At 38.5% G+C, this 15345-nt stretch carries 12 protein-coding genes; 4 read left to right on the top strand and 8 right to left on the bottom strand.

From position 1 onward, the window contains the following. Window positions 1-6 precede the first annotated feature (6 nt). Entirely contained in the window at window positions 7-1380 is a 1374-nt protein-coding gene (locus ABIB30_RS07535) for a TolC family protein (protein WP_354300680.1), read from the bottom strand. A gap of 89 nt (window positions 1381-1469) precedes the next feature. On the opposite strand from ABIB30_RS07535, the gene ABIB30_RS07530 reads away from it, so the two are divergent. Both ABIB30_RS07530 and ABIB30_RS07525 read left to right on the top strand, forming a co-directional pair. Further along, window positions 1470-2087, top strand: a complete 618-nt coding sequence (locus ABIB30_RS07530; protein WP_354300678.1) for a polysaccharide deacetylase family protein — start codon at window positions 1470-1472, stop codon at window positions 2085-2087. 283 nt (window positions 2088-2370) lie between these two features. Then, on the top strand, window positions 2371-4638 hold the full coding sequence (locus ABIB30_RS07525; RefSeq protein WP_354300677.1) for an aconitate hydratase: 2268 nt from the start codon (window positions 2371-2373) through the stop codon (window positions 4636-4638). A 52-nt stretch (window positions 4639-4690) separates the two neighbouring features. On the opposite strand, the gene ABIB30_RS07520 is transcribed toward ABIB30_RS07525, so the two are convergent. Then, entirely contained in the window at window positions 4691-6028 is a 1338-nt protein-coding gene (locus ABIB30_RS07520; RefSeq protein ID WP_354300675.1) for a GH1 family beta-glucosidase, read from the bottom strand. A 96-nt stretch (window positions 6029-6124) separates the two neighbouring features. Then, window positions 6125-7957, bottom strand: a complete 1833-nt coding sequence (locus ABIB30_RS07515) for a MutS-related protein (protein WP_354300673.1) — start codon at window positions 7955-7957, stop codon at window positions 6125-6127. 108 nt (window positions 7958-8065) lie between these two features. On the opposite strand from ABIB30_RS07515, the gene rlmH reads away from it, so the two are divergent. Next, complete coding sequence (gene rlmH / locus ABIB30_RS07510; protein WP_068403434.1) at window positions 8066-8539, top strand: 23S rRNA (pseudouridine(1915)-N(3))-methyltransferase RlmH; 474 nt, start codon at window positions 8066-8068, stop codon at window positions 8537-8539. Between the two features lie 296 nt (window positions 8540-8835). On the opposite strand, the gene ABIB30_RS07505 is transcribed toward rlmH, so the two are convergent. Both ABIB30_RS07505 and ABIB30_RS07500 read right to left on the bottom strand, forming a co-directional pair. Further along, a complete protein-coding gene (locus ABIB30_RS07505) occupies window positions 8836-9369 on the bottom strand; it encodes a DUF5606 family protein (RefSeq protein ID WP_354300671.1) in 534 nt (177 codons plus the stop codon). A gap of 3 nt (window positions 9370-9372) precedes the next feature. Beyond that, window positions 9373-9834 (bottom strand): peptidylprolyl isomerase, encoded by a 462-nt coding sequence (locus ABIB30_RS07500; protein WP_068403438.1) that lies wholly within the window; start codon window positions 9832-9834, stop codon window positions 9373-9375. A 227-nt stretch (window positions 9835-10061) separates the two neighbouring features. Here ABIB30_RS07500 and ABIB30_RS07495 point away from each other — a divergent pair, with 227 nt between their 5' ends. Next, window positions 10062-11270, top strand: a complete 1209-nt coding sequence (locus ABIB30_RS07495) for an asparagine synthetase B (RefSeq protein WP_354300669.1) — start codon at window positions 10062-10064, stop codon at window positions 11268-11270. Between the two features lie 3 nt (window positions 11271-11273). On the opposite strand, the gene ABIB30_RS07490 is transcribed toward ABIB30_RS07495, so the two are convergent. The 3 genes from ABIB30_RS07490 to lpxK are packed head-to-tail and all read right to left on the bottom strand — an operon-like array spanning window position 11274 to window position 15302. Continuing rightward, complete coding sequence (locus tag ABIB30_RS07490) at window positions 11274-13457, bottom strand: putative porin (protein ID WP_354300667.1); 2184 nt, start codon at window positions 13455-13457, stop codon at window positions 11274-11276. After that, window positions 13457-14272: a purine-nucleoside phosphorylase gene (locus ABIB30_RS07485; RefSeq protein WP_354300666.1), complete on the bottom strand. Its 816-nt coding sequence runs from the start codon at window positions 14270-14272 to the stop codon at window positions 13457-13459. Before ABIB30_RS07485 ends, ABIB30_RS07490 begins: the two co-directional genes overlap by 1 nt. Beyond that, window positions 14244-15302, bottom strand: coding sequence for a tetraacyldisaccharide 4'-kinase (gene lpxK, locus ABIB30_RS07480; RefSeq protein ID WP_354300664.1), 1059 nt, complete (start codon window positions 15300-15302; stop codon window positions 14244-14246). The genes ABIB30_RS07485 and lpxK overlap by 29 nt, the downstream gene beginning before the upstream one ends. Between the last annotated feature and the right edge of the window lie 43 nt (window positions 15303-15345).

Genomic DNA, 15345 nt, shown 5'->3' with positions numbered 1-15345 from the left:
CTGAGCTTAAAAGGTTATCTGTTTGCCTAAGTAATAATCTATAACTTTTGATTTGAATAGTAAATCGTATTTTGACTGGATATAATCAACTTCTGCTTTATTTCTGTTTGTTCGTGAAGTATTGTAATCTAATGAATTCACCAAACCTACTGCATAACGTTGTTCAATTACGTTAAAAGCGTCTTTTTGGGCATTAAAAGTATTTTCGTTTGATTTGTATCTGCTGTCGGCGGCTCTTAAATCAGCCACTGCCTGAGCAATCACTTTATTTAAATTGTTCTTAGCCAGCTGCTCACTGATTTTACTGGTTTCATAAGAGATCTTTGCTCTTTTCACATTTGATCTCACGGTATAGCCATTGAAGATTGGAATGGAAAGTGAAAAACCAACATTCTGATAAAAGTTATTGCTGATCTGATCGGTTAAATGTGCATCGGCAGGAAACCCAACTGTTTTTGTACCCAGGGTGTAAGAATATCTTGACCCAAGACCAGCACCTACTGCAAGTTTTGGATAATAAGATCCTTTCGCTACATCGACAGCTTTTTCAGCAGCCCGTCTGTTTAATTCTGCAAGTTTGATATCCGGAAAAAATGATACGGAAGTAGTATAGACATCATTGACGTCATAGCTTTTTTGCGCTTCTGCGATATCTTTAATAGTCGGCTTAACTACTGTATAATTCTGAGAGTCAGGACGCATTTCCATCAACTGAGAAAGTGTCAGGTATGAAATGGTCAACTGGTTTTGTGCATTGGTCACATTCAGCTCAGCTGTGGCGGTCTGCGCTTTGGCCTGCGAAATGTCTGCCAGCGTTTTGTTTCCAGCTTCTAGCAAAGACTGCTCGCGTCTTTGTGTTTCCTGTGCAACCAATAGCTGCTCTTTGGAAGCCTTTAATAAATCGGTATTAAATACCACTTGAAAATAAGAGGTCACAACCTGCAAAACAAGGTCATTCTTAATTTTATCCAGGTTACTGTTTCCAGCTTCCAGTAAAATTTTATTCTGACGGATCTGATTAACTTTACTAAATCCGGCAAAAACATCTACCTGAGCACTCAGGCTTCCGTCTCCTGAATAGAAATTCTGTGTGATCAACTGATTCGTTGCAGGGTTCAAACTTCTTCCGTAATTCAGCGTATTGTTTACGGTTCCGTTCAAACTTGGATAAAGCGCTGCTTTGGACTGTTCCAGATTTACAGCTGCAGTAGACACATTCAATGACGATTGTTTAATATTCAGGTTATTTTCCAGCATACGATCAATCGCATCCTGAATGGTTAGCGTCTCCTGGGCGTGCAGGTTAGCAGACATACCTGCTGTGACCAAACTAAAAGTAACAGCGAAGGTTAATTTTGACAGCGTATTTTTAGTAAACATTTTCATTGGTTTTGTATTTTTCTTAAATAAACAACTTATCGATTTTATCAATTTCTTTACAACCATCTGTAATTTCTTACATTTGATCAATGTATCTGGTTAAATCACCTCTTTTATTAAAATGGTATTATCCATCCTTAGTCTGGAACAAAAGCCGGTCTGACAAAGTCGTCTATTTAACCTTTGACGACGGACCTATACCGGTTGTTACAGACTTTGTTTTAAATACTTTAAAAAGTTTCAATTGCAAAGCTACTTTCTTCTGTATTGGTGACAATATAAACAAACATGCTCAAATTTTTGAACAAGTTAAAAGCGAAGGCCACGCGATAGGAAACCACACGTTTAACCACTTAAAGGGCTGGAAAACTGAGGATAATACTTATATTCAGAATTTCAAATCCTGCCAGCAACTCACCAAAACGCACTTGTTTCGTCCGCCTTACGGGAGAATAAAAAAGTCCCAGATCAAAGCACTGCGCAAAATTAACCCACAGCTTAATGTGATCATGTGGGATGTGCTGAGCGGAGACTTTGATGTGAACCTTTCTCCTGAAAAATGTTATGAAAACGTAATCAAAAACACGACAAACGGTTCTATAATCGTATTCCATGACAGCCTGAAAGCATTTGACAGACTAAAGTTCGCTTTGCCGGCCACCTTAAAATTTTTAACCGCTCAGGGTTATAAGTTCCATACGCTTTAATTTCACTGAGCTTTACGAAGTTCAGGCCAAAAGCGACAAAGGGGTAAAAAGACTTCTAAACAGCTATTTGAAGCTTAGCTGTTCTTATTGTTGTCCGTAAATGAACATTATCGTCCGTTTATGGACAGCCTTCAGCGAATTGAGTTCCAGGGAGAAGCATTCATTTTATTTAGAACATGTATAAATAATATAATGACCCTACATAGGTTAGCCTCAGCCTGTTTTTTTTTGTAAATTCGCTACAAATAATTTAAATTATATTACCTTTTAACACATATTATCAATGGCTTTTGATATAGAAATGATCAAAAAGGTGTATGCAAACTTTGGTCCCCGAGTTGAGGCGGCCCGTAAATTAGTAGGCAGACCTTTAACACTCTCAGAAAAAATCTTATATACTCACCTTTGGGATGAAAAAACAAATACTTCTTACGTAAGGGGTACTGATTATGTAGATTTTGCTCCTGACCGTGTAGCTATGCAGGATGCAACTGCCCAAATGGCATTATTGCAATTTATGCAAGCTGGCAGACCGAAAGTTGCTGTGCCTTCAACGGTACACTGTGATCACTTGATTACTGCAAAATTAGGTGCAGAGCAGGATCTTCCTGCTGCAAATACAGAAAGTAAAGAAGTATTTGATTTCCTTGCTTCGGTATCCAACAAATATGGTATTGGTTTCTGGAAACCAGGTGCAGGTATCATTCACCAGGTTGTATTGGAAAACTATGCATTTCCAGGTGGAATGATGATCGGAACAGATTCACACACTGTGAATGCTGGCGGTTTAGGTATGGTTGCAATTGGTGTTGGTGGTGCTGATGCTTGTGATGTAATGGCAGGCTTACCATGGGAGCTTAAATTCCCTAAATTAATTGGTGTAAAGTTAACCGGTAAATTAAGCGGCTGGTCTTCACCTAAAGATGTAATCTTAAAAGTGGCTGGTATCCTGACTGTAAAAGGTGGTACTGGTGCTATTGTTGAATATTTTGGCGAAGGTGCAACGAATATGAGCTGTACTGGTAAAGGTACCATTTGTAATATGGGTGCTGAAATCGGTGCAACAACTTCAACTTTCGGTTATGATGAGAGCATGGAACGTTATTTACGTGCGACCAACAGAGCTGATGTTGCTGATGCTGCCAATGCTGTTAAAGAACACTTAACTGGTGATGCTGAAGTTTATGCAGATCCTGCTAAATATTTTGACCAGGTAATTGAAATTGACTTATCTACACTTGAGCCTTATCTGAACGGGCCGTTTACTCCGGATTTAGCAACTCCTATTTCAAAAATGAAAGAGGTGGCTTTAGCTAACGGATGGCCGATGAAAATCGACGTAGGTCTGATCGGGTCTTGCACAAACTCTTCGTACGAAGATATTTCAAGAGCGGTAAGTGTAGCGAGACAAGTGGCGGAAAAAGGCTTAACAGCTAAATCTGAATATTGTATCAACCCTGGATCTGAGCAAATCCGTTTCACGATACAACGTGATGGATTTATGGATGTATTCAAACAAATAGGTGCAAAGGTATTTACAAATGCTTGTGGACCTTGTATTGGAATGTGGGACAGAGTAGGTTCGGAGAAACAAGAGAAAAACACAATCGTTCACTCTTTCAACCGTAACTTCGCTAAACGTGCGGATGGTAACCCGAATACTTTTGCTTTTGTTGGTTCTCCGGAATTGGTAACTGCTTTAGCTATTGCTGGTGACTTAAGCTTTAACCCATTGACAGATACTTTAACCAATGCAAATGGTGAGCAGGTAAAACTGGATGAGCCTACAGGATTTGAATTGCCTCCAAGAGGTTTTGCTGTTGATGACGCAGGTTATCAGGAACCAGCAGCTGATGGAAGTGGTGTTCAGATCTTAGTTTCTCCAACTTCTCACAGGTTGCAATTGCTTGATCCTTTTACTCCATGGGAAGGTACTGACCTTACAGGTTTAAGATTACTGATCAAAGCAAAAGGAAAATGTACAACTGACCATATTTCTATGGCTGGTCCATGGTTAAAATTCCGTGGTCACCTGGACAATATCTCTAATAACATGCTGATCGGTGCAGTGAATTATTTCAATGATAAAACTGACACGGTTAAAAACTTGTTAACTGGTGAATATGGTCCTGTTCCTGCAACACAACGTGCTTATAAAGCAGATCATATCGGAACTATCGTAGTTGGTGATGAAAACTACGGTGAAGGTTCTTCACGTGAGCATGCGGCCATGGAGCCTCGTCACCTTGGTGTTCGTGCTGTATTGGTTAAATCTTTTGCACGTATCCATGAAACTAACTTGAAAAAACAAGGAATGTTAGGTTTAACATTCGCGAACAAGGAAGATTATGATAAGATCCGTGAGGATGATGTAATTGATATCGTTGGTTTAACAACTTTCACTCCTGATGTACCTTTAACCATTGTGTTAAACCATGCAGATGGTACGAAAGAAGACTTCAAAGTTAACCATAGTTATAATGCACAGCAGATTGACTGGTTCAAAGCTGGTGGCGCATTGAATATTATCCGTAAGCAGGTAGCTCAATAATATATAGCTTCATAAAAAACTCCCGTCTAAAGGCGGGAGTTTTTTTATGCCTTTATTTTTTCAGGAATTCCTGCCACCAGTATCCTGATGATTTGATAGTCCTTTGCTGCGTTTTAAAATCATTATGGACTAAACCGAACCTGGCGTTAAAACCCTCTGCCCATTCAAAGTTATCGAGTAATGTCCAGGCCATATAGCCAGTAATGTTGATCCCTTCTTTTTTGGCTCTCAGTACAGCCAGCAGGTATAGCCTGAAGTATTCTATACGGTCAGCATCCTCTATTGCTCCTGCTGCAAGTTTATCATTAAAAGCAGCCCCATTTTCTGTAATGACCAGGTTTTTAACCGAAGGATAGGATGCAAACTGTCTAATGATATTATAGAAACTATCACCATTAATTTCCCAGCCCATAGCGGTATGCGGTTTCTTCCTGTTTTTAGCTTTCACCTCCCACGCTTGTACAACCGGTATAAACGCATTGTATTTAATCGTCAGCGGAAAATAGTTTTGTAATCCAATAAAATCGAAATCAAATGTGAGGCGTTCGGTATGCCGCCAGGTAGAATGTGAGATTGCAAATTTTTCCATGACTTCCCAATCTTGTCCTGGATACCCCATTCCCAATGCGGGCTCTATAAATAACCGGTTCATCAGGCAATCTACTCTGGAGGCTGCCAGAATATCGGCATCACTCTGAGTATAAGGAATAATCTCTGAACAGGAATACGTGGTTCCGATATTGGCACCAGATACTTCTGCACGTAAAATGCGCCCCCCGTCTGCCTGTGCAATTGCGGTATGGTGTACGGCAGAGAAAAAGTTAGTCAGCCCCGTTTTTCCTGGTGCATGTACCCCGAGCATATAACCCAGAGAAGTAAAGCCAAAAGGTTCATTCAGTACAATCCAGTTTTTCACTTTATCCCCATAAGTTCTTGCACAAAGTGTGACAAAAGCATTAAAGGCCGTATTAATGCTAAATGCTGTCCATCCGCCTTCTTCTTCTAAAGCTTCGGGCAGATCCCAGTGGTAAAGTGTGATGTATGGAGTAATTCCTTGTTCCAGGCATTCATCTATTACATTATGGTAGAACCTGATCCCCTCTTCATTAACAATTCCTTTCCCAAATGGAAGCACCCTTGGCCAGGAAATAGAAAACCGGAAGACTGAAAATCCAAGCAATTTAACCAATGCAATATCTTCGTTATAGCGGTGATAAAAATCACAAGCCATTGCCGGACTATGTCCTTTTTTGATTTTACCTGATCTTTTAGAAAAGGTATCCCATATAGATGGCCCTTTCCCATACATGTCTGCAGCGCCTTCAATTTGTAAAGCGGCAGTAGCCACGCCCCACGAAAAATCCTCACCGAAATCGGATGCTTTAATCATATCTGAATTCTATAACAGGCAATATGAGAATTTGATGTTAACTTCATGTTATATTTACAGTAAAGTTATCAGCTGATTAATTTACCGCCCCGGTTTTTAAGCCTCTGCCTCGTCAGGATTAAAACTCAACCCTATTTCTTTCAAGAGTAAAGCAGCGTTAAATGTTTTACAAGCGCCTTCTTTTAATTTGTAATCAAAATTCATTTCCCCTGCTGCCAGCTGAATATCAAAATGATAGTTTCTAACCAGGCCAGCATACTTTTCAATCATTTCGGATAACTGCAGATCATGTGTAGCAAATAGTGTTGGTGTTTTTTTGAGGATCATCTGCTGAATAAAAACTTTAGATCCCAGGTATTTGTCCTTACTGTTTGTTCCTCTCAGCATCTCATCGATCAGGACTAATGGATGAGCTAATGAAGTTACTCCTTCCAGAATCATTTTCAGTCTGTTCAATTCGGCTTTAAAAGTTGAGGTCTGGTCATTCAATGAATCTTTAATCCGCATATAGGTCAAAATTTCAAAGATGGATACTTTCATGTATTTAGCACACACAGGAGCTCCCGAAAATGCCAATACCATATTGATACCAGCCGTGCGCAGAAACGTACTCTTACCTGCCATATTTGATCCTGTTACGATATCAACCGTTGGCTGGCTGTCAAAACTATAAGTGTTAACTACCCGCTTACTTTCCGCAATGAGCGGATGTCCCAGTTCCCTGGCTTCGAAATGAAAAGTGTCTGAGATTACCGGAAAAGTAAGCTCTGGTTCGTTATAATTAAAAGTAGCAAAGGAAATCAATTCTTCAAACTGACTGATGGTATATAATCCCCTGATCAATTGATCTGAAGAGTTAACAAACCATTTACCGAGCTGGATGGCACATCTGAAATCCCATAACAGGAATACATTAAAAATAGTACCGACAACCATATTTAACCGCACATCAAATGAATTGATAATGCCTGATAGTTTTTTGATTTGCACACTCAGTGGTACAGCTACCTTAAGCTCAGTAAAGAAACCTTTAATATATTTACTTTCCCATTTGAGTTCTTCTGTCCATTTCACAGTTCCTGAGATTGCGTTGAGTAAACTTGCACTACCACTAAACCCAGAATGAACCTGGTTAATCTTTTTACTGAAGTAAAAACATAAAACAACGTTAACAAAGGCGTAAAATCCTAATGCTTCCCAAAAAAAGCCTCCGTATAAAGAACCGAGAATAATTAATCCGGCAGATATAAAAGGCACTATCATTGTATATAGCCTCAGCAATGGACTATGTGTGAATTTCAACTGATCTGGCATTTGGTGTTCCAGTTTATAGCTGATGATTTCCAGCTGTTCTGGTTTATGATTTTGAAGTCCTGCTCTGAAGTGGAAAGTCTGATCTATATGTCTGGTTAATTCAATGATTGCTTCCTGGCGTTCCATAATAAGTTCCGGTATTGCAGGATTATTCAAACTATCCGCAAGCAGTTTCATCCCATTCACCGTGTTTGACCTATTGATAAATGCATATAATGAAGAATGTCCGTAAATATCCAGATCTGAAGCATAAGGATGATATTCGTCTTCAAAATGCTTGCCTTCTTTATACTTATTTTTACCTGTCAGAATGAGATCGACTTCATTCTGAAATACAAAAAGCATTTTCTCTGCATAATTCAGCTCTTGCTCTTTAGCGGTCTGGCGCTTCACAATCGCCATAAAACACAATACAGGAATACACATCAGGATACCAATCAACCAATGATAGCCGAAATAGATCGTAATGCTTACTAAAAGTATTTCAATAATAAACAGGCCTAATCTGGATAACGATATGTTATTGAGCGTTTTATTGATTACTTTAATTTGTTCTTCTTGAGTTGTAACGTTATTTTGATAGTCCTTTAAAATACTATCTTTAGATTTTACCATATCTTTGAGTCCTGTTTTTATTAGAAGCGCTTAACTTTCAGCACCTCGTGGTTTCTTAATTCAACCGCTTCTAATATAGGGATTACTACATTAGCACATTAATTTTGAATGAAAATAACTTTACTCGTTGTCGGAAAAACAGAGGATAAATATCTGATCGAGGGTATTGAAAAATACCTTAACCGGTTAAAACATTATATTGGTTTCAGCCTGGTTGTGATTCCTGATGTGAAGAACACCAAGAATTTAACAGAAGCGCAGCAGAAAGGCAAAGAAGCCGAGTTGATCCTGAAACAAATCAGCAATCTGGATACTGTTATTTTAATGGATGAAAAAGGAAAAAAATATACATCCGTTCAATTTTCAAATTATCTGAACAAACAAATGATTGGAAGTGTTCAACATATGATATTTGTGATTGGTGGCCCCTATGGTTTTGACGAAAGCGTATATAAAAGAGCAAATGGAAGTATCTCTTTATCAGACATGACATTTTCACACCAAATGGTCCGTTTATTTTTTGTTGAACAGTTATACAGAGCATTTAGTATCTTAAAGGGCGAGCCTTACCACCATGAATAGCAATTCATATTTATTCTGAAAAGGCTTTATGGAATATTTCATTTTCTGCATCATCATCATAAGCTATTTAAACTAAGAAAGGAATTTTATGCAACCAGGAGATTTTAAAAGAAAATACAAATTCAGAAGCAGAGGCAATGGTAACCGGTGGGGATTTACAATTGCCATCATCATCTCTATACTTGCATTTCTGCTGATCGTATATTACTTATAAGTGATTTTTAGCATGCAACAAGAAATTTTGCACGTAAAAAAACCGGATGTTAAACATCCGGTTTTTTTATAGTGTGGAATTCTTAAACTCCTTTTTTACTTGTCATGCTAGCTTTTTTAGCTGGCTGAGATGTTTTAACCGGAGCTTTAGCATTTGAAGGTTTAGGCGTAGCCTTAACTTTCTTATCATCTGCAGCTTTAACCGCCTCAGCACCTTCAGCAGCTCCCGGAGCAGCTTCAGTGAACAAAGGAAGATCCTTCAATAAGTGGTACCAGGTAACGATTTTCTTCATGTCTGAAGTATAAACTTTTTCCTGATCGTGTGTAGGTGCAACCTCAACGAATAATGCTCTTAAAACAGCAGCATCCGCTTTAGCGTCAGCAACTTCACCTTTCAATGCAGCAATATTTGCTAAAACGTCAACTAGTTTCAAATCCTCATCTTCACCGTAGATAGTAATATCCTCTAATGAAGCTAGTTTAGTAGAAGAAATACTAGTTACGATTTTAACTTTCTGAGCATCTAAGCCTTCCAGTACATAACCTGCTTTATTTTGTCCAACAAGTTTAAATAAACCTGGTCTGCCAGATACGGCTACAATTCCTCTTAAATTCATATCTTAATCTTCTATCACTTCTATACCTAAAATCTTATCTCCTTGTTTGAGATCATCAACAATGTCAACATTTTCAACCACTTTGCCAAAGCAAGTATGGTTTCTATCTAAATGTGCAGTGTTTGATCTGCTGTGACAAATGAAGAATTGTGAACCACCAGTGTTTCTACCAGCATGTGCCATAGATAATACACCGCGTTCGTGATGTTGATTTCCACCATCAAGTTCACAGTCAATTTTGTAACCAGGGCCACCAGTTCCAGCTAAATGAGCTGTAGCTGCATCTTTGGAATTCGGACATCCTGCTTGTACTACGAAATCAGGAATTACACGGTGAAAAGTGATTCCATCATAAAACCCTTCGTTTGCTAATTTTTTAAAGTTCGCAACTGTGTTAGGGGCATCTGTGTCATAAAACTCGACAGTCATGTCGCCTTTTTCTGTTTTTATTATTGCTTTGCTCATATTCTTTTTTGTAATGGTCAAATTTAGTAAATTGAAACGACTAGATAAACTAAAGGTTCAAAAACCTATCCAACCTATAAATGTATATATAATGATTCATTTTAACGTTTAATAGTCGTAAAAATTTTAAATCAGCTATCTAAAGTTTAGATTAGTACCTGGCCTGCTAACTTATGATTTTAAAAAAGAGTTTCCTTCTGTTGCTATTGCTGACTTTAACCTTGGCAATGAAAGCTTCATCGATCCTGATTAACATGGATGAAGATCAGAAAAACCACCTCAAAGCTTATGGTATTGCCTACTGGAGTATTAAACAGCAGGCAGATGTAAGTTGGTTATTGAATTACAGGGGTGGCAGTTTTCTGATTAAATATAATAAACTGATAGAAGATGAGTGTAAAACCAGGGGAGTTTCTTACCAGGTCATCGCCGATGGCAAGGTTACAGCTATATTGAACGAAATCAGTGACCCTGCTGTGAATATGGAAATGGTTAAACTGGAAAAGGCACCAAAAATTGCCGTCTACTCTCCCAAAAGCAAATTGCCCTGGGACGATGCCGTAACGATGGTACTCACCTATGCAGAGATTCCGTACGACGTTGTGTATGATGACGAAGTATTAAAAGATAAGTTAACCGGTTATGACTGGTTACACTTACACCACGAAGATTTTACCGGACAGTATGGCCGCTTCTGGAGTGCCTTTCAGAATGCAACCTGGTACAAAGAAGACGTTAAAAACCAGGAAGCAACAGCTAAAAGAAATGGGTTCAGTAAAGTCTCTCTGATGAAACTCGCGGTAGCAAAGAAGATGACTGAATTTTGTGCAGGCGGAGGTTTTCTTTTTGCCATGTGCTCTGCTACGGATAGTTTTGATATTGCGCTGTCGGCAGAGGGCGTAGATATTTGTGCCAGTATGTTTGACGGGGATGCAGAAGACCCAAATGCACAGTCTAAGCTGGATTTCAATAAGACACTGGCCTTTAAAGATTTCAGACTGGATCCAAATCCTGCAAACTATGAGTTTTCTGATATTGATGTCACACAGACCAGAAGCCTGAATCAGCAAAATGATTACTTCACTTTATTTGAATTTTCAGCAAAGTCAGATCTGGTGCCGACTATGCTGACACAGGATCATGACCGTGTAATTAAAGGGTTTATGGGGCAGACTACAGCTTTCAGGAAGAGTCTGATTAAACCAAATATCACTGTTCTGGGAGAAAATAAAGGGGCAGCAGAAGTACGTTACCTGCATGGTGATATTGGAAAAGGTCAGTTTACTTTTTACGGAGGACATGACCCTGAAGATTATCAGCATGCTGTGGGTGATCCACCCACAGACTTAAATCTGCATCCTAATTCACCAGGATATCGTTTGATATTAAATAATGTCCTGTTTCCTGCAGCAAAGAAAAAGCATCAGAAAACCTGATCATTAATCGTAAAAGTTCCAGCTCAACCCTATTTTAAGTAACCGGTCTGACATCGGATACCTGTTTACAGTATAGTATCCTTTAGACTGGAGTCCCTGGTTAAGATATTCGTATTTAACAAAGATATTAGCCTTTCTTAAACTCGCTCTTATCCAAAGATCAATGATCGGATAGGTATCAAATTTAACTGGTTTATAGGCCACGGCGGCGTCAGGAGCCGATTGACGGATATAAAACTGGCTCACCGATGGGGAGTAAGAATAATTTACATATTTTGTGTTATACCTCACATCAACTCCAAACTCCGTATTCAGAACTTTGAATACCTTCGCTTTCATATATATACTATTGAAAGTATAAAAATCGGGTGTTGGCATGATATCAGGTTTACTTGTTTTCTGATAAACAACATAACTATCCAGGTTGAATCTTCCGAAAGTGAATTTCTTTCCGACAGTTACTTTCAATACACTAATGCTTCCTGCTTCTTGCGCTGGCAGAATAGTCAATGAATCAACAGTTGTATTTTTCTGTACAAAATACAGATAGTTATTAATCATATAGTATTCTGCACCTGCATCCAATCCAAGCTTATCATTCACATATTTAAAAGACAGATTAACTGTTTTCGTTCTGTTAAATGGACTCGCCAGTATCACAATATTGGGTGAAGCAAGGGGATTAGTAGTCTTTAGCTCAGCAAGTTTAGGATCTACAGTTGCATTGGTCCAGCCGAAATGGTTTCCATAATGGGTATCATAAATTTCTTCTGGTGATTTATTCTGAATATATCCACCTAAAACTATCCTGCCCAGATTATTGCTAACCAGCACATTACTTTTAGCTTCATACATAAAGTCGCCGGCTTGTCTGCCCTGAAAGATTTGTTGTACATCAAAGTTCAGATCTATCCGGTTGCTGAATCTATAACCTGCAGAACCCAAAAGCGTCACATTCTGGAATGTTTTAGCATAATTAGAAAAATACTTATTGTCAACTGTAATCGTCTGTGAAGTGACAACTCCGGCGGCATCTGTAAAATTATAGGTATTCGTTTGCGGGAGAACACCTACTATTTGCGAATACTTGTAAAAATCATGGCGGATACCAGCGTCCAGTTTTAACTCATTCTTGATGACAGATTTGGATTTTCCACGCAGAAAGAAACTGTAGATAAATTCATTTTGTATATGCTGCACAGAGGTACTGTCATTGGTATAGGAAAGATCGCGCATTCCTGAGGGCAAAACAGTATGGTCATCTGCAGTCTTCTTCTGGAAAGCATAAGAATCCTTATCATATTTGATCGTATAAGTAATCTTATTGGTTGGAAGTACTTTTTTAGAGATCTCCTGGTCTAAGCTATCGATACGGCCAACAAAATAGGTTTGCCTCAGAAAGAAAGTGTTCTTTCTGTAGATTTGCCTGGAATCCGGCAGTCTTACTGATTGTGACATCCGGTCTATCGACAGGTTATTGTCTCCAAAAATATTGGTATTGGTAATTGAGCCGTTTTCATAAGCTTTCAATGTATTAAAGATAGCATTGGCATAAAGTGCATATCTTTTATTTGGCGAAGTATACCAGCTAAAAAATGTACCATTCAGCACATCTCCCCTTTGCCTCTGATAAGTACCATTTGCTCCTATCCGGTTATAACTGGCTCCGATATTAAAATTTTTCTTAATATTCTGAGAATGTGTTACCCTGAAAATCTGCTCTGCATCACCACTATATTGTCCTGCATAATAAAGATTACTAAAAGGTGTACGTGCCTGATAATATTTAATATCATCATTACCCAGCGCATACCAGTCCAGCGAGTGAAATCCCGGATCAAAACCAATCGTTTTTGAAGGTACAAACAAAAGATCTCTGGCGGCAAGACCAATATTACCTGTGTTGATTGTTGGTCTTCTGGGCTGAACAATCGGGCTAAAATTCTGCATCCCTCTTAAACTTGTATCCAAGGCAAGCGTCTGAATACTGTCTTTAGTTAGTCCAAGCGTAGTATAACGAATAAAGCGCGAGGTAAAAATAACAGAGTCTTTACTATTTTCCAGCTTACTTCTTAAGGAATCTAATTCTTTATTTTGATTCACTGAAGTCTTAAGGTCCTGAGCAAAAGATTGCTTTGCCCCAAACAAGACACAGCTTAAAAGAAATAAAACAATGGTTTTATACATTATAAAGAAAGAATTAGCTGGCTTAATATTTTCGTCATTTTAGGTTCAGCTGCGCGTGCTGTTTCCAGTATTTCTTCCAAACTTACCGGAACTAAAACATCACCAAAACCTTCATCAGTCAGTACGGAAATTGCAAAAACCGGAATGCTCATATGGTTGGCAACAATAACTTCAGGAACAGTACTCATCCCTACTGCATCACCACCTATAATGCGCAAATATTTATATTCTGCTTTCGTTTCCAGGTTTGGTCCCGTTACAGAAACATAAACGCCCTGGTGGCACGTAATCTTTTCTGCGGCTGCAATTTCCATTGCACGTTTAATAAAATCTTTTTGATAAGGCTGACTCATGTCAGGAAACCTTGGCCCCATATCATTATCATTTCTGCCACGTAACGGACTTTCAGGTTGTAAATTGATATGATCATTGATAATCATCAAATCACCTTTTTTAAAGTCAGCATTCAGTGAACCAGCTGCATTAGAGATAAACAAATGCTGAATTCCAAGGGCCTTCATCACTCTGATTGGAAAAGTAATCTGCTGCATGGAATAGCCTTCATAATAATGTAACCGGCCTTGCATAGCAACTACCTTTTTACCATTAAGATTTCCGAAGATCAGCTTTCCAGAGTGGAATTCTAAAGTAGAAATAGGGAAATTAGGGATATTAGAATACATCAGACTGAATTCTACATCGATCTCATTCACCAGACCACCTAATCCGGTACCTAATATTATTCCGATTTCCGGCTGGAAATTATTGCATTTTAACTTGATGTACTCAACGGTCTCGTGTAGTGTCTGAAACATATTTTAGGATCTTTTGGTCAAATGTTTTTTTGTGGGCCGCCTCAATATTTATATGAATAGGCAAATAAAATACAGGCAAATTTAATAGTAATTCTTTGATTGTAACATCAAATAAACGTTGCGCATCCTTTTCTGTTGTGATAATAATTTTTTCTTTCGCAGAATCCTGATGAAATGCCTCTGCCAATTTACGCAAATTCCCTAAACTGAATGCGTGATGGTCCGGGTAATCATGATGTTCAATGGCAGAAGAAAAATCCGACAGATAATCAAATAATGGTTTTGGATTGGCAATGCCAGTCAGTAAAAAAATCTTTTTATCCCGGAGAGATTCTACATTCAATACTGTAGTGGTGAACAGACCTCTCAGGCTTTTATAGTTTATAGAAGAAAAGAAAAGCTGAGCAGCTGCTACTTTATCAAAGTTCTTCGCACACTTCTTTTTCTGCTGATCAGTGATCTTGAGAGGTGATTTGGTAACTAGTAAAATATCTGCCCGTTTGTATCCCCGGAAAGGTTCTCTCATATTCCCTGCTGGTAATAAGAATTGCGTGCTCAATAACTTCTGAAATTCGAAAAGCAGAATACTGAACCCAGGATTCAAGCTCCTGTGCTGAAAGGCATCATCCAGTATAATTACGTCGTGTGCATCCTTCAATTGCGTTATTCCTTTTACTCTATCTTCACATACTGCTACGGTTACTTGTGGAAATTTATGATAAAACTGTAAAGGTTCATCTCCTATTGACTTTGCAGTGGCAGTCTGATCTGCATATAAAAATCCTTTCGTTTCCCGTCCATACCCTCTGCTTAAAATGGCAATTTTATAATCGCTAAGCAAGTGTACCAGATATTCAGTGACCGGACTTTTTCCAGAACCACCTACAACCAGGTTTCCTACACAGATGACAGGAATATCGAATCGTGCAGATTTGAAAAGCCCCCAATCATAGAGCTTATTTCTAAAAATAACCACGACGCCATAAAGAACAGAAAAAGGAAGTAATAATAACCGGACGTATTTTATCATGCTATAAATTCAGAAGCGGCCTGAATGAGTCTGCTAAATTGAA

Origin of the sequence: Pedobacter sp. UYP1, from assembly GCF_040547305.1 — a bacterium.
Classification (GTDB): domain Bacteria; phylum Bacteroidota; class Bacteroidia; order Sphingobacteriales; family Sphingobacteriaceae; genus Pedobacter.
The sequence above is the reverse complement of the archived record's forward strand: the minus strand, read 5'-3'. Positions and strand labels throughout refer to the sequence as shown.